13 protein-coding genes and 4 pseudogenes are annotated in these 14,674 nt (G+C 41.9%); 5 read left to right on the top strand and 12 right to left on the bottom strand.

Translation table 11 applies throughout. The features are described 5' to 3' along the window. The first annotated feature begins 116 nt into the window (after positions 1 to 116). Positions 117 to 1,292 carry a saccharopine dehydrogenase NADP-binding domain-containing protein gene (locus Q0Y52_RS08605; RefSeq protein WP_297820643.1) on the top strand — a complete coding sequence of 392 codons (1,176 nt, stop codon included), beginning with the start codon at positions 117 to 119 and terminating at the stop codon, positions 1,290 to 1,292. Between the two features lie 707 nt (positions 1,293 to 1,999). Here the strand turns inward: Q0Y52_RS08605 and Q0Y52_RS08600 are convergent. The 5 genes from Q0Y52_RS08600 to rsmI form a co-directional block, all read right to left on the bottom strand. Then, positions 2,000 to 2,320: a DUF1330 domain-containing protein gene (locus Q0Y52_RS08600; RefSeq protein ID WP_297820641.1), complete on the bottom strand. Its 321-nt coding sequence runs from the start codon at positions 2,318 to 2,320 to the stop codon at positions 2,000 to 2,002. 118 nt (positions 2,321 to 2,438) lie between these two features. Beyond that, on the bottom strand, positions 2,439 to 3,758 hold the full coding sequence (locus Q0Y52_RS08595) for a prolyl oligopeptidase family serine peptidase (protein ID WP_297820639.1): 1,320 nt from the start codon (positions 3,756 to 3,758) through the stop codon (positions 2,439 to 2,441). A 28-nt stretch (positions 3,759 to 3,786) separates the two neighbouring features. After that, positions 3,787 to 4,983 carry a DUF3089 domain-containing protein gene (locus Q0Y52_RS08590; protein WP_297820637.1) on the bottom strand — a complete coding sequence of 399 codons (1,197 nt, stop codon included), beginning with the start codon at positions 4,981 to 4,983 and terminating at the stop codon, positions 3,787 to 3,789. Positions 4,984 to 5,079: 96 nt separating this feature from the next. Beyond that, complete coding sequence (locus tag Q0Y52_RS08585; protein WP_297820635.1) at positions 5,080 to 5,736, bottom strand: 2OG-Fe(II) oxygenase; 657 nt, start codon at positions 5,734 to 5,736, stop codon at positions 5,080 to 5,082. Positions 5,737 to 5,942: 206 nt separating this feature from the next. Next, the gene (rsmI, locus tag Q0Y52_RS08580; protein WP_297820633.1) at positions 5,943 to 6,782 is read right to left on the bottom strand and encodes a 16S rRNA (cytidine(1402)-2'-O)-methyltransferase; all 840 of its coding nucleotides are present in this window, start codon (positions 6,780 to 6,782) and stop codon (positions 5,943 to 5,945) included. Between the two features lie 308 nt (positions 6,783 to 7,090). Between rsmI and Q0Y52_RS08575 the strand changes: the two genes are divergently transcribed. Genes Q0Y52_RS08575 through Q0Y52_RS08560 form a run of 4 tightly spaced genes read left to right on the top strand, consistent with a single transcriptional unit; the run spans position 7,091 to position 10,612 of the window. Next, on the top strand, positions 7,091 to 9,034 hold the full coding sequence (locus tag Q0Y52_RS08575; RefSeq protein WP_297820631.1) for a penicillin-binding protein activator: 1,944 nt from the start codon (positions 7,091 to 7,093) through the stop codon (positions 9,032 to 9,034). After that, positions 9,021 to 9,395, top strand: coding sequence for a YraN family protein (locus Q0Y52_RS08570; RefSeq protein WP_297820629.1), 375 nt, complete (start codon positions 9,021 to 9,023; stop codon positions 9,393 to 9,395). Before Q0Y52_RS08575 ends, Q0Y52_RS08570 begins: the two co-directional genes overlap by 14 nt. Before the next feature lie 41 nt (positions 9,396 to 9,436). After that, positions 9,437 to 10,030 carry a phosphoheptose isomerase gene (locus Q0Y52_RS08565; protein WP_297820628.1) on the top strand — a complete coding sequence of 198 codons (594 nt, stop codon included), beginning with the start codon at positions 9,437 to 9,439 and terminating at the stop codon, positions 10,028 to 10,030. A gap of 3 nt (positions 10,031 to 10,033) precedes the next feature. Then, a complete protein-coding gene (locus tag Q0Y52_RS08560; RefSeq protein WP_297820626.1) occupies positions 10,034 to 10,612 on the top strand; it encodes a BON domain-containing protein in 579 nt (192 codons plus the stop codon). A 124-nt stretch (positions 10,613 to 10,736) separates the two neighbouring features. On the opposite strand, the gene Q0Y52_RS08555 is transcribed toward Q0Y52_RS08560, so the two are convergent. The 7 genes and pseudogenes from Q0Y52_RS08555 to petA all read right to left on the bottom strand — a co-directional run bounded on the left by Q0Y52_RS08555 (position 10,737) and on the right by petA (position 14,635). Then, positions 10,737 to 11,141 (bottom strand): ClpXP protease specificity-enhancing factor, encoded by a 405-nt coding sequence (locus Q0Y52_RS08555; RefSeq protein ID WP_297820624.1) that lies wholly within the window; start codon positions 11,139 to 11,141, stop codon positions 10,737 to 10,739. 14 nt (positions 11,142 to 11,155) lie between these two features. After that, the gene (sspA, locus tag Q0Y52_RS08550; protein ID WP_297820622.1) at positions 11,156 to 11,788 is read right to left on the bottom strand and encodes a stringent starvation protein SspA; all 633 of its coding nucleotides are present in this window, start codon (positions 11,786 to 11,788) and stop codon (positions 11,156 to 11,158) included. A 191-nt stretch (positions 11,789 to 11,979) separates the two neighbouring features. Then, positions 11,980 to 12,717 (bottom strand): annotated as a pseudogene (locus tag Q0Y52_RS08545) (cytochrome c1). A gap of 120 nt (positions 12,718 to 12,837) precedes the next feature. Next, positions 12,838 to 12,915 (bottom strand): annotated as a pseudogene (locus Q0Y52_RS19475) (hypothetical protein); the annotation flags it as partial. A 40-nt stretch (positions 12,916 to 12,955) separates the two neighbouring features. Beyond that, positions 12,956 to 13,060, bottom strand: a pseudogene (locus Q0Y52_RS19470) (hypothetical protein); the annotation flags it as partial. 25 nt (positions 13,061 to 13,085) lie between these two features. Next, positions 13,086 to 13,883, bottom strand: a complete 798-nt coding sequence (locus tag Q0Y52_RS19465) for a cytochrome b N-terminal domain-containing protein (RefSeq protein ID WP_366939268.1) — start codon at positions 13,881 to 13,883, stop codon at positions 13,086 to 13,088. Between the two features lie 111 nt (positions 13,884 to 13,994). After that, positions 13,995 to 14,635: pseudogene (petA, locus tag Q0Y52_RS08535) on the bottom strand (ubiquinol-cytochrome c reductase iron-sulfur subunit). Positions 14,636 to 14,674 lie beyond the last annotated feature (39 nt).

The raw sequence follows: 14,674 nt of genomic DNA, 5'->3' as shown, positions 1-14,674 counted from the left end.
AATAAATGATTTTTGCTATTTATCAATAAAAAATATAGTTAGCCATTACCCAAATAAATTAAAATTATCAATGATCACCATTACACTAAACACACTTAAAGTAATGGGAGTGCGTAATGAGTACAAATAAAGAATTCGATATTATTATTTATGGTGCAACGGGTTTTACAGGCCGATTGGTTGCCGAGTATTTGGTGACACAATACGCTGGTGATAGCTCAGTAAAATGGGCGATGGCTGGAAGAAGTGCTGAAAAACTCGCTCAAGTACGAGATGAAATTGGTGCACCTGTAGATACGCCCTTGGTTGTCGCCGACTCTGAAGACCTAAGCTCAATCCAAGCAATGTTAGACAGCACCAAACTTGTATTAACGACTGTGGGTCCCTATCAATTGTACGGCTCTGATTTGGTGGCAATGTGCGCTGAGTCTGGAGTAGATTACGTAGATTTATGTGGTGAGCCAGTATGGATGAGTGAAATGATCCCTGCCCATGAAGCAGCAGCGAAAGCCAGTGGCGCACGTATTGTGTTCTCATGTGGTTTCGACTCTGTGCCATCGGACTTGGGAGTGTATCACTTGCAACAGTTAGCCAAAGAAAAATTTGGTCATCCTATGCCCACAGTGAGATGCCGAGTGAGAAAAATGAAAGGGACCTTTTCGGGTGGCACAGCAGCAAGCTTTAAAGCAACTCTAGTAGCAGCCAAAAAAGACCCGGCAAAAATGCAGGCTCTGCTCAACCCATTTTCTCTCACGCCTGGATTTGTAGGCGCCAAGCAACCTTATGGCAATAAACCTTATTACGAAGATGATTTAGGCTCTTGGGTGACACCTTTTGTCATGGCAGCCATTAATACACGCAACGTGCAGCGCTCTAACTTTTTGTTAAACAGCGAATATGGCGACGATTTTGTATATGACGAAATGTTTATGACAGGACCAGGCGAAAAAGGCGAAACCATTGCCAACGCGATGGCGAATGACAAAAGCATGGGCGGTGACGGTGGACCCAAGCCTGGTGAAGGCCCCAGTAAAGAAGAGCGGGAAGCCGGTTTGTACGACATGGTATATGTAGGCTCTGACGAAACAGGCAATGTCATTAAGGTAGCGGTAACAGGCGATAGAGATCCCGGATATGGCTCTACATCGAAAATCATTGCCGAAGCTGCTATTTGTTTAGTAAAAGACGCAAAAGAAACTAAAGGGGGTATTTGGACTTCAGCACCTGCAATGGGCGACAAGTTAATTAAACGCCTTGTAGCCAATGCGGGCTTAACGTTTACGCAAGAGTAAGTATTAAGCGGCGAAATAGCATACTTTGCTGGTTCGCCGCTGAAACTGACGGGATTGAATCACTTATAAAGGGGAAGCAAATCTGGATGACCGGTTGGTGCCGATACAGCCATTTGGGAATTCATATAAATTTTAATGCGCCCACAGGTTTTCACCAGGTTTCACAATGTGCTTAACAACGACGTCCATGGCTTTTTTCAAATCACATCCCGCGCCGCAGAACATTTAACGTTAACGTATGCTTTAACGTGGTGTAAAATATCGAACGCACACTATGCGCTATAGCCAGACATTCCCCCTACTGCGAGGATCATAAACACGTTTTTGAAGTCGCTAAGGCTGCAAAGTGCCATAAGAGGGCGATCGTGGACCGGTATTTTTTCAAGATAGTCGTTATTGCCAAATTTTTTTAATACCCCAGAGTGGGACTCTCTTCAAAATAAGTAACGGCGCAGCCTTTCGAGTTTACACCTGTCTTGTGGGTTACTCATGACACATGTATGGAGACTGAGCCTGCCACAAGCCCTTGCTCTGCCATAGGTGCAATGGTTTGCAAGGTAAAGACCTTTCGTCCTTGCTGTTTGCCTGTAGCGATGCGATAAGTAATGGAATACCCGTAAATTTACAACATCGGATCGACTTCCAGCCCATCCAAATCCAGGTAGTCATTATCATCATTCCTCACTAAAAAGTCCTCGCACTACTTTTTAGGCCGGAATAAGCTTTACCTTCGTCGGTACTTCCAATCCCTTCACTAGTATAGAGTTTACTGTGCTTCCGGCATTACGGTGTTTCGCTATGGCTTGGTAGTCATCAGATGTCATCCATGCTTCGGCAGATTCTTTTGATGGGAACTCAATAATTACCGACCTTGTATCATCCCAGTCACCGGACAGTACAGTGGGATCTTCATCTACACTCAACATCTTGCCATCAAACTTCTGGAAAACCTCTGAGAATCCAGCTGAGTATTTATCATACTCACTACGGTCATGTATTTTGAATCTAGCAATGATATAAACGGACATCTTAATTAACTCCTAATTTGATTTAGTTTTGAGTGTCGATTGTGATTAAAAAAATCGAACAGCTGATCAGCATCTAATTTCGCACTGTTTCATGCAACCGTGATACTGATGCAGTTGACTATTTTCGCAAAAATTTCATGCCCACTCCCCAACGGTTTGCGAAACCAGGCCAAGGATCGCTTAACGTGCCATTGGCTTGTTTGGTTTGAACCGCACTTTCACGTTTCGGTAAATATTCACACGATGAAGTTTGCTCTTTGACGTAACAATCCAGAAACGCCAAGGTCATATGCTGGTTGATACGGTTTAGGGTCTCGCTGCTCCATGTGGGCTCGTAATAATGACCTAAGTCTGCATCTGCTGCGTAAGCAGTTTGTGGCGCTGGGTGCGTGGCAATATTATGTCGTGCATTTTCATATACCAACATAAAACTGTCTTTTGCGCCGGACTGCTCAAATAACTTTTTCACCCCCTGCTCGTAGCCAGATATGTCATCATGATCACCCGTTACATATAAACTCGGCACTTGAATAGCATCAGATTGATGTAGATTTTGTGCTTGTCCCCAAGGTGCGTAAGCCACCATAGCTTTCCAACGACTGTCGACTTTATCCCGCCCAGCATTGCAACTATTGAACACCGGTACCAAAGCCTTAGCCGCAGGCTCTGGGAATCCAAACGCTTGCAGGCTTTGTTGATTAAATTTGTAGCAACCGCCTACAGTATTTACCGCACCAAAACCGCCCATGGAGTAACCAATTACAGAGGCGTTATCGCTATCTACTGCTTTGGCTAAATCAGACTCAGCTGAGGTAAAATAATCCAACACAAACTGTTGGTCACGAGCACGGTTGATTAAAGTACTGGGGAATCCAGCAAAAGGGGCATTTTCAAAATCAACGTCACCGGTGGTGGAGTCTGTGTGATCAATTCCAACGACTACATAGCCATGGCTAGCTAAATGTTCGCCCAGATAAAACATGATAGTCCGATACCCCGTGTATCCATGGGATAACACCACCAAAGGATAGGTATGCTCTTGGTTAATTTTAGCGTCTCTGACACTGTTACCTTGTAATAAAAACGTTTTGTGTGTGCGAGTGACATTTTCATAGGTCGCTTGAACATCTGACTTCTTAGTCACTGCTGGATACCACACCTCCAAAGTCAAAGTACGATCTTCTAAGCTTTGATAATCTTTGGCACTGAGTTGCTGTGGGTTAGTCGCTTGGATTGTACTTACTCCAACTGCATAAGTTCCACGTTTTCCTAGTTCAGGGGTGACATCGGGTTGGGAGGTGTATAATTGTTGGGCTTTATTGCCCGTCGCCACGCTTTCATCTGCAGCGGCAGCGGCAACAGCAAAAACGAATCCACTGCAACACAATACAAAAGTGGCTTTTAGGGTTTGCTGACACGCGGATTTAAAAGCAGTCATACTTTATTCCTTATTATTATCATTCAGATTAAGAAGCATCATGTGTCGCCATAAAGTGACTCACTCGTTGCATGGCGTTTTGACGAATATTGCCGTAAAACAAACTAAAGTCGAGTATGTGATAACTCTTATTGGGTTGATCAAGATGATTTGAAAATACGTTGTCGGTTTGTTGCATAATTTCAAGCCTGCCATCTTCTTTGCATTGTGCCCATGTTAACTCACTCGTTAATGCGGGCAATACTTGAAAAATAAATCCAGGGTTATTGGCTAACAACATATTGAGTGGAGTGCGTTTGAACTCGACTGGCATGGCCCCTAAATGGGCCTTTTCGCTCACTTTGTCTAATGTGTTTGTCCAACTCAATGGATTCACACACAAGGTAGGTTTTATTGAGCCATCTTTTAATTGACTCGATTCCCAGCCTGTTTTATACCAATGCAGTACTGTTGCGTCTAATTGCCCATCCTGACCATAGGTATCGTAACTCACAATACAACCTGTCTGGCCTGCGCCGATGCAAGGTGTGACTTGCTCAAATCCTCGACTAAATTTATCTTTGGGCAACCAATAACCTACAACATAAGCCACCACTAATTGTCGGTATAGAGGGGTTTTATCAATTTTTTCTTCTATTAGGCGTAACGCATGAGTGGTCCCTTGGCTATGACCAACCACTATGAAAGGTCGGCCTTTATTGAAATGTTGTAAGTAATAATCAAATGCCGCTTCTACGTCTTGGTATGCTAGATCTAACGCTTGTGTGCCAGGCTCAAAATTTTCAGGCATAAATGACTGTAATTGAGCTTCACGGTAGTGTGGTGCATAAATATGACAGCAACCATTAAAAATACTGGCCATGCTAGACAACATATATTCGATTGATTGGGCTTCGGAGTTTTCACTTTGCATAGTGGAATTCCAACCACCAGGACCGACAAATCCAGTCGAATGCACAAAAAACACATCGACCTCTTTATTCTCCACATCGCCACTAGTATTCATACCCACAGGCACAAGATCAGAGGTATCGATTTTGTTTGGATGCGCCACCCAAAAATAGGCATTGTCATAGTCAGGGGCAGTCGGTGCGTCAGTCAACAAAAAGGTTTCAGGAGGGGAAAGGTAACTGAATACCCATTGACGTCCAAACAAATTCAAAATGATAAGCAAAACCACCATTGGCAGTACAAACCAATAGACAAACTTTTTAAGTACTCTCATAGAAATCTCAAATCACAAATCACAAACACTTTAATCTAGCCCAGTTCAGTAAAAGGAAACAACTCAGTAATTTGAAGGGGGAGGTATAAGGCTAACTTATTGGCTGGGTTCAAAAGGTTCTGTTGATTGACTATTGACTCGAAACCATCCTGCAATACTGAATCGATCGCATCGACTTACAAGGACTTCGTGAGGGAAAACATCGCTTAAAAATAGTATGCCACTGTTGAAACGTGGAGGCACAATTAACAACGGTGATACTTGTTCGTCTGCATACAACAGCAATTCTCCACCATCATTTTCACTCCAATGGGGATTCAAATAAAACACAGAGCTTAAAATTCGATTACTTTTCCCCTTAAAGGCATCTAGATGTCGCTGATAAAAATCGCCGCTAGAATAGTGGGAAAAATGACATTCAAAATCGAATAGCCCCATAAATAGTCGCCTATTAAGACCCATTCTTAATTGCTCCATCCAGTCTAAGTATGCCTGCTGAATAACGGAGTTTCCGCTAAGCCACAAGGTCGAGTCCGTTCTCACTTGTGAATTGAGTTGCTGACTATTGTTACGACCAATACCAGCAGGCTTAAACTCGAATGCAGCTAAGCGTTTTACTTCGTGCATCAATTGCAGAGCAAGCCACTGTGGAAATAAATGCTGCAAGTGAATAAACCCCCGTGTTGCTAAGGCTTCAGCAATATCATCTATTAACTGCTCTTCAAGAGCGGTATTTTCAGTCATCTTTGTCATATCAATACGCCGCATTTCGTCCATGACAGTTTGTATTGCATCTTCACCTTATTGAGCAGAATCACTCCAAAGCTCAATGTAAATATTGGTGCCCATGTTCGCTTCATTGTCTTTAAACTAGTTTTCATATTAGAGTCCTAGCTAAACCAAGATACATAAGCACAAAATTGGCGAGGCCATGTTCCTCATCATTATACCCAGCATCATCATGATTTTAATTCTAAGCCAAGTTGATAGAGATGATTTTTCTTTAAATTATATTGTTCAGCCGTCACAGCTGCCGCTTTTTTAAGAGGTAATTCTTTCATTAATAATTTAAGTAAGTTAAGTGCATCAGTTGAAACATCGGTCTGACCCTGTATTTCACCGGCAATCATTAATACAAATTCACCTCTTTGGTGATTTGCATCGGCTTCAAGCCAGCTCAAACAAGCTTGTGCGCTACCTGAGAAAAATGTTTCAAAGGTCTTGGTAAGCTCTTTTGCCACAACCATTTGCCTATCTTCACCCAGCTCAGCCACAATTTGCCTGACGGTGTCTGCGACTCTGCGAGGAGATTCATAAAACACACTGGTGCTGGTTTCAATAAGTAAACGCTGCAAAGCCTGTTGTTTGGCCACAGCCTTGACGGGTAAAAACCCCTCAAACTTAAATCTGTCAGTGGCTAAGCCGGCAGCACATAATGCTGTGATAGCAGCGCAAGGACCCGGCAAAGGCACAACATTCACCCCAGCATCTCGGCATTGACTGACCAAGCCATAACCGGGGTCGCTGATCAGAGGCGTACCCGCATCAGAAATCAAGGCTATATTTTCACCCAGTTTGAGTTTTTCAATGAGCTGTTTAGCTCGATGTGATTCATTATGATCATGCAATGAGGTTAATCGCGTCGAAATATCATAGTGTTGCAACAAACGCAGGCTATGCCGAGTGTCTTCAGCCGCAATTAAATCAACTTCAGCTAATATCCGTAAAGCCCTCAGTGTAATATCTTCCAGATTGCCTATAGGTGTTGCGACGATGAATAACGTGCCTGATTCAATCAATGATTACTCTCCAAATTAAAGCGGTTATCTAACGTTTGTGTCATATCCATCATCAGCACAAAAAAGCTGACGCTTCCCAAAAGGGCGAGTCTTAAAACAGCTTTCTCTGCGTTGCATGGATTTGAAAGAACATGACTATCCATGCATTCACGCACTTCGATGAAGCTACATTATATATCGCTAAGTGGGTAATGACTTATAATGATTGCTACAGGTATAAGTTTTATCACTGAACCTAGTCACAAAGCATTAGATATTTATAACCGTTACTATAAACTATTAAGTTCATTCTTCTAAGGGGATCAGCGATGAGTTTTCGATTGTTTGTGGTGTGTTTTATCGCTATTTTAGGTTTACTTTCTTGTACTAATAGCCCTAATCGGCAAACAACAACAGCCACACTTTCACCTTCACAAAATACTACAAAAGTGGAAAAAAACAGTGATGACTACTTGACCCAAGCCAAACAAAATTTTGTGAAGAACAATAATGTATATCAGCGTAATGACTCTCTATTACAAGCCGCCGAAGCCCTGCAAACAGAAGGGCAGTGCACAAAAAGTATCAAGATGCTTAAAGTGCTGCAGTCAGAATTAAAAGACAACCGCCATCGTACTCATGGCAATCTAATTTTAGCTGAATGTTATTTAATATTGTCTGATGACGCGTTTGATAGCGTAGCAACCATATTACAAAATTTGACTGATGATTATGGTTATCAAGCCCGCATTGCTGCTTTGCAAGCACAACTTCTGGTTAACACAAAACAATGGCTAGAAGCGTCTATAGCGCTGCAAGACACAGACATTGAAGAACGTGAAAAAACTCAAAACACCTGGAAATGGATCAATAAATTAGACTTACCTGATTTAGAAAAGGCGCGACTATCAGAGACGACACTGCAGCCATGGCTGCAACTTGCGATTATTATAAAACGTTTTGCATTAGAGCCAGAGTTGTTTAACCAGCAATTAATCAATTGGCAGAGTAGGCATTTAGGGCATCCACTGGTGACTAACCTTCCACAAGAAATAAAAAAATTGTTGCAACAAGCACCTATCCAGGCAAAACGCATCGCTGTTTTATTGCCATTAACGGGCAGACTTGCGAATCAAGGCTTAGCTATAAAAGAAGGAATACTCGCCGCTTATCTGGAGAACTTGCCCAACGCAAAGTTCGCCCTGAACAATGCACCTGATTATGACGGATCAGCTGGCAAAACAATTCAAAATAAAACTCAACAATATCGTGAAATACGTTTTTTTGACTCGGCCTTAAAAACAACGCAACAATTGAATGAAATGGTGGCTGATTTTGATGTAGTGCTTGGCCCTCTGGTCAAAGAACAGATTATGAAACTGACTGCTGTTTTACCCACAGATAAAATTTTGTTGGCACTAAACAGGGTGGAGTTACAGCCAAAGAAACCCAACAGTGTTCAATTAACTCAATTAGTTGAGTCAGATTTGACTGCGCCAGAACATTATTATTTTGCATTAGCGCCAGAAGACGAGGCCCAACAACTCGCATTACATATTCACCAAAAACAATTGGTTAGACCCATTATTTTTGCGGCTGATAACCCTACAACACAAAGAATGGCTGAAGCATTTATTGCTAAATGGCAAGAGACACCAAACGCCATTCAACCAGACTTGACCATATTCACCGATAGTAAAGACATGCGTATACGTGTCTCACAAATGTTAGATGTCACCCAAAGCAAGCAGCGCATAAAACAAATAGAAGCCTTGTCTGATGTCGAAGTGTTTGGTGTAGAAAGAAATCGTCGTGATATCGACGCCATTGTATTATTTGCCAACCCTGAACAAGCTAAGCTACTTAACCCGATTATCGAAGCAAGTCTGAGTCCCTTTGCTCGAAGATCATTATCGGTATTTGCATCTTCTCGCAGTTATAGCTTAGATTTAAACAGCAACAGTCTCAGAGATTTACGAAACCTTACATTCACAGACATGCCTTGGATGTTGCCAGATCATCGTTGGCAGGATTTAGCCAATCAGACAATACAGCTTTGGCCTGAAAAACAGGATACATTATTAAGATTATTTGCTATGGGGTTTGACGTTTACAGCTTACTCCCCAATTTACGTCGTTTAAAGACACTGCCGCAACTTGTCAGTCATGGGCTAACAGGTGAAATCAATGTCGACAGTGAGGGTGTGTTGTACAGACGTTTACTTTTGGCACAAGTGGCCCAAGACCGAGTAAAATTACTTGCAGTGGATTAAGCAGGCACTCTCTCCTCTAATAGGCAGTGAGGCAGAGCGCTTTGCTCGAACCTTCTTAGAACAGCAAGGTCTCACATTTATTATGAAAAATTATCGTTGTCGTACTGGTGAAATAGACTTAGTTATGCAAGATGGCGACGAACTAGTTTTTGTAGAAGTAAAATATCGCAGCCAGAGTCAGTACGGCTCTGCAATAGAATTTTTTCATAGCCGTAAAAAACGTAAGTTTGAATCTGCTGTTATGCATTATATGCAACAAAAAAACTTTAACCCTAGCGTCGTCCTGCATAGAATTGATGTAGTAGGCATAGAGGGAAAAGGCCAGAAACAACAAAACATCACATGGTTAAAAAGTGTTTAACCACGGCTACAAAAAACAGTCATTAATGACTTAGGAGTATTATGTTAGAGCACATCAAGGCAAATTTTACTGAGAGTATTCAAATAAAAATTGCCTCAATTGAGTTATTACCTGATTACATTTCTAATGCGACTTACATGATGGTTAACGCATTGATTAATGGCAACAAGATATTGTGTTGCGGCAATGGTGGCTCAGCGGTAATTGCTCAGCACTTTTCATCGTTATTACTGAATAAGTTTGAACGTGATAGGCCCAGTTTACCCGCGTTAGCACTGACGGCAGATGGTGCAACATTGACATCAATAGCCAACGATTTTACATTTGAAGAGGTCTATTCAAAACAAGTCAGCGCCTTAGGACAAGCTGGAGACATTTTGTTTATCATATCCACTAGTGGCAATTCACAAAATTTAATCAAGGCGATGGAAGCGGCGCTAAGCCGTGATATGACAATAGTGGCTTTAACAGGAATGGACGGCGGTCAAATGACAGGTTTAGTTAGCCAGCATGATGTGGAAATCCGCGTACCATCGAATCGAACAGCTCGTATTCAAGAAGTCCATTATTTAGTGGTACATAGCCTTTGTGAGGGGATAGACAATTGTTTATTCCCTGAAAATTTTCAGGAGTAAAACATGCTAAATTTAAAAAATATCTGTATACCTTTGTTGCTTTCAACAACCTTATTACTGCAAGGCTGCGCGGGGTTGATCATAGGTGCTGGTATAGGTGCTGCATCCTTTGCACACGATAGGCGCACATTAGGTGCGCAGGTTGACGATACCACTACATCTGGCCGTATTTCTTCTGCAATCGCATATGACGTAGCAGTAAGTGAACAAACGAGTATTTCGGTACAAGTTTATAATGGTACCACTTTGTTAGTGGGTCAGGCTCCCACTCAAGCACTGATACAACAGGTAGAAAAGCTGGCTTCGTCAGTGAAAAACATCAAAAAACTTCACAACCAAGTTCGTTTAGGTTTACCTATACCTCCAAGTATAGTGGCGAAAGATGCGTGGATTGCCTCAAAGGTAAAAACCAGACTGATCGCTGATAAACGTATAGACGGACTTCACATTCAGATAGAAGTTGAAAATGGCGAAGTATTCTTGATGGGATTGGTCAGTGAACAAGAATCGAATATTGCAGTAGAAATCACCCGCATTATTGATGGTGTGGAACAAGTCATAAAAGCGTTTGAGTATAGGTAAGTTTATCAAAATTAAGATTTAAATTAGATTTAGAATAAAAAATAGAATTTTGACTAACCAATTCTTTTATCCTAATAAAAAAAGCGCCTAAACGGCGCTTTTTGAATAACTATATTTAATTCTGTTATTTAACAACCGTTAATGTAGGCTTTCCCTTCTTGGGGATTGGTTTGGTCTCAGTGGTCTCAGTTTGCTCTTCGACTTCGTCAGAACCAATGTTCTCTTCAACAGTAAATACCGTTCCCGCCCCATTTTCTTTGGCGTAAATAGCTAATACGGCAGGGCATGGAACCACTATATTCCTTGGCACACCACCAAAACGGGCATCAAACATGATGTCTTGCAAACCTAGTTGCAGATTACCAGTAGAGGCGGGAGACATATTCAACACTATCTGACCGTCTTGAACAAACTCTTGTGGTACTTGAGTACCTGCATAGTGTGCATCTACAACAATATAAGGAGTAAGATTGTTATCTACAATCCACTCATAAAAAGCACGTAATAAGTATGGCTGATTAGGTGTCATATCACTTTTTCTCGTTATAGAGGGTTGTGAATTTCACGTTCTTGATCAGTTAATGACGCGATAAAAGAAGGCCTTTCAAAAATACGCTTCATGTAAGCCTTAACGTCTTTACTGCCAGTACCCGTCAACTCGATACCCAATGCAGGTAAACGCCATAACAATGGCGCGAGGTAACAATCAACTAAACTGAATTCTTCACTCATAAAATAAGGTGTTTCAGCAAATAATGGTGCTAAAGATAAAAACGCTTCACGGAGTTCATTGCGTGTTGCTTCTAAATCACCCTTTTTATCCATGATCTTTTCAGCTAATACATACCAATCATTTTGTATACGGTGCATGGTCAAACGACTTTGGCCACGAGACACAGGATAAACAGGCATAAGAGGTGGATGAGGGAAACGCTCGTCCAAATATTCCATGATGATATGTGAGTTATATAAAACCAATTCTCTATCAACAAGAGTTGGCACAGTACCATAGGGATTGAGCTCAAGAAGGTCTTCAGGTAATTCATCAGGAACAGTAAAGCTGATTTCTACGCCTACACCTTTCTCAGCTAACACTATGCGTGCTTGGTGACTGTATATATCTATCGTATCTGAAAATAACGTCATTACTGAACGTTTATTGGCGGCTACAGCCATTTATATTTCTCCTAAATGTCATACATAATTGCATGGTTCCTAAGATAGTGCCTTAGGCCTTTCTGCTTTGTTCTTTTATTAGTGATTGACACAGCAATCTGCTAATTAAAAACGGAAAAGAAGGGGCTTATAGCCCCTTCCAAAATTTTTTGCGGATTATACACCAATTTCTCAGCAAAGTTTTGCTGAATTTAGTGTACGTCTCTCCAATAATCTTTCTTAAGTAAATACACCAAAACAAATAGCACAAGTAAAAACATCATTACCCAACGGCCGATGTTCTCTGACTGCAAACGTGATGGCTCACCAACATAAACTAGATAGTTGACCAAATCCAATACCGCTTTGTCGTATTCAACAGCACTGAGTTGGCCGCTACCATCAGCTTTAATACCTACATAACGGTCGACCATCTCGCCATCGACCAACATTTTTTCATATGTTTTGCTTGGCACACCTTGAAGCTCTTGTAGTACATGAGGCATACCAACATTTGCGAAATACCAAATTATTTACACCAAATGTAGTACCTTCTTCAGCATAAAATGTTCTTAGGTAGGTATAAAGCCAATCTGCACCACGCACTCGGCCAGTCAAGGTTAAGTCTGGCGGTGGCGCCCCAAACCATTTAGCACCCGATTCTGTAGGCATCGCATTTTTAATGTGATCACCTGGCTTTGTACCCGTAAATTGCAAGTTCTCTTGGCCAAGGTCGACAGGGATACCCAAATCTTCAAAAGTACGTTGATAACGTTGATACTGCATTTGATGACAACCTAAACAGTAATTCATAAAGGTCTGGGCACCACTTTGCAAAGACGCTTTGTCAGTTAAATCGTATTCAGCTTTATCAAGAGGATACTTACTGCACCTGCAGCTATAGCCACCATAGGGAACAGCAAGCACAATACAAAAATTACTTTTTTCATTCTGTGATCCTTGCTGGTACTGGAATAGTCCGTTCGTTTTTGCTGTAAATAAACAACTAAAACAAAGAAACCGAAATACATGATAGTCGCTATTTGAGATGCAGTAATTTTCCAAGCTTCTTGAGGTGTACCCCCTAAATAACCTAGGAAAACAAATACCGCAGCAAAGAGTAAGCAGGTTCCAGGTGTGCAAACCACAACGGTAACGCCACGACTTCACTTTACCTCTGTCAAGCCAAGGTAACAGCGCTAAAGAATATAATGGCTGCAAACATGGCAATAACGCCACCCAGTTTATGCGGGACGGCTTTGAGATATCGCGTAGAAAGGCGTGAAGTACCAAACAGGGAAGATATGCTCAGGCGTTTTCAACGGGTTAGCGATCTCAAAGTTAGGATGCCTCTAAGAAAGTACCCCCCCATTTCTGGAACGAAGAACATGATGTAGCAGAACGCCAAGCAAGAAGAAAGCAGAACCCCACTAAGTCCTTTCAACACTATGTGCGGGAAGAACGGCACTATATCGTCAACGATGTCGTATTTATCGGTGTAATATTCGTGAATTTTGAAATTAGTTTTTTCATCTTCCTTTAGAGAACCTTTCTTACGTTTAACGTCAGTTCCATCAGGGTTATTAGAGCCTACTTCATGCAATGCCACTATGTGCAAGAACACCAAAATCACTATCACTAGAGGTAGTGCAATAACATGCAAAGCGAAGAATCGGTTTAATGTGGCACCAGAAATAACATAATCACCTTGGATCCAAATAACTAAATCTGGGCCAATCACTGGAATAGCACTAAACAAAGATACAATAACTTGAGCACCCCAATAAGACATTTGTCCCCATGGAAGTACATATCCCATGAAGGCTTCAGCCATAAGGGCTAAGTAAATAAACATACCAAACAACCACAATAACTCACGGGGCTTTTGATAAGAGCCGTAAATCATGCCTCTGAACATGTGCAAATAAACAACAATAAAGAACGCCGACGCTCCCGTACTATGCATATAGCGTAGTAAGTAACCGTATTCGACATCACGCATGATGTATTCCACTGAAGCAAATGCTTCTTCAGCAGTAGGTGTATAGCTCATAGTTAGCCATACGCCTGTAACGATTTGGTTAACTAATACTATGGTCGCTAAAAATCCAAACATGTACCAAACAGTTCATGTTTCGAGGGGCGGGATATTGAATGGCGTGCATGATTGGCCACGCGCATTATGGGAAGACGATATTCAACCCAGTCCATCAAATTTTTCCACATGTTATGCTGCCCCTTCTTCGGAACCAATCAAAATAGTATTGTCGTCAAGAAACATATGAGGGCGGCACAACCAGAGTTCAGACCTGCAGGTACATTTTGAAAAACCCGCCCTGCCATATCAAACTTAGAGCCATGGCAAGGGACAGAAAAAGCCCTTCAGGCGCTACCCCTTCAACGTATTCTTCAAATGCGCCATCTTTCAAATGCTGTGGTGAACACCCTAAATGCGTGCAGATACCCACGAGTACCAGAATATTCTTCTTTTAAGGAACGATATTGATTTTTCGCGAATGCGGGCTGCTGCTCTTCATCGGAGTTGGGATCTTTTAGTTGATCTTCAACACCAGATAAAGAAGCGAGTGATTGAGGGGTTCTGCGGGCAATCCACACGGGTTGGCTTCGCCAGATAACTCTGATCAACTGGCCAGGTTGGATTTTACTGATATCCGCTTCGACATCGGCCCCAGCAGCTTTTGCTTTGATACTGGGGTTCCAGGATGCGATAAAGGGTACTGCAGCACCGACTACACCGACACCACCAACAACAGAAGTCGCAACCGTTAAAAATCGGCGTCTATTACTATTGCTTGGTTGGTTTTCGGCTTCAGACGAATCATGCGCATCTAAAGATACATTGCTCATCCACTAATCTCCGAGAGTTAATTTGACCACACTTTATAT

The organism is uncultured Paraglaciecola sp., assembly GCF_943787955.1.
In the GTDB taxonomy this organism is placed as follows: domain Bacteria; phylum Pseudomonadota; class Gammaproteobacteria; order Enterobacterales; family Alteromonadaceae; genus Paraglaciecola.
Note: the sequence above shows the minus strand (reverse complement) of the source record. Positions and strands in the feature narration are given on the sequence as shown.

What these genes read in the sequence shown, in the direction of transcription:
- Q0Y52_RS08605 (WP_297820643.1), top strand. Translation starts at nt 117, where the DNA reads ATGAGTACAAATAAAGAATTCGATATTATTATTTATGGTGCAACGGGT.
- Q0Y52_RS08600 (WP_297820641.1), bottom strand. Translation starts at nt 2,320, where the DNA reads ATGTCCGTTTATATCATTGCTAGATTCAAAATACATGACCGTAGTGAG.
- Q0Y52_RS08595 (WP_297820639.1), bottom strand. Translation starts at nt 3,758, where the DNA reads ATGACTGCTTTTAAATCCGCGTGTCAGCAAACCCTAAAAGCCACTTTT.
- Q0Y52_RS08590 (WP_297820637.1), bottom strand. Translation starts at nt 4,983, where the DNA reads ATGAGAGTACTTAAAAAGTTTGTCTATTGGTTTGTACTGCCAATGGTG.
- Q0Y52_RS08585 (WP_297820635.1), bottom strand. Translation starts at nt 5,736, where the DNA reads ATGACAAAGATGACTGAAAATACCGCTCTTGAAGAGCAGTTAATAGAT.
- Q0Y52_RS08575 (WP_297820631.1), top strand. Translation starts at nt 7,091, where the DNA reads ATGAGTTTTCGATTGTTTGTGGTGTGTTTTATCGCTATTTTAGGTTTA.
- Q0Y52_RS08565 (WP_297820628.1), top strand. Translation starts at nt 9,437, where the DNA reads ATGTTAGAGCACATCAAGGCAAATTTTACTGAGAGTATTCAAATAAAA.
- Q0Y52_RS08560 (WP_297820626.1), top strand. Translation starts at nt 10,034, where the DNA reads ATGCTAAATTTAAAAAATATCTGTATACCTTTGTTGCTTTCAACAACC.
- Q0Y52_RS08555 (WP_297820624.1), bottom strand. Translation starts at nt 11,141, where the DNA reads ATGACACCTAATCAGCCATACTTATTACGTGCTTTTTATGAGTGGATT.
- sspA (WP_297820622.1), bottom strand. Translation starts at nt 11,788, where the DNA reads ATGGCTGTAGCCGCCAATAAACGTTCAGTAATGACGTTATTTTCAGAT.
- Q0Y52_RS19465 (WP_366939268.1), bottom strand. Translation starts at nt 13,883, where the DNA reads ATGTTTGGATTTTTAGCGACCATAGTATTAGTTAACCAAATCGTTACA.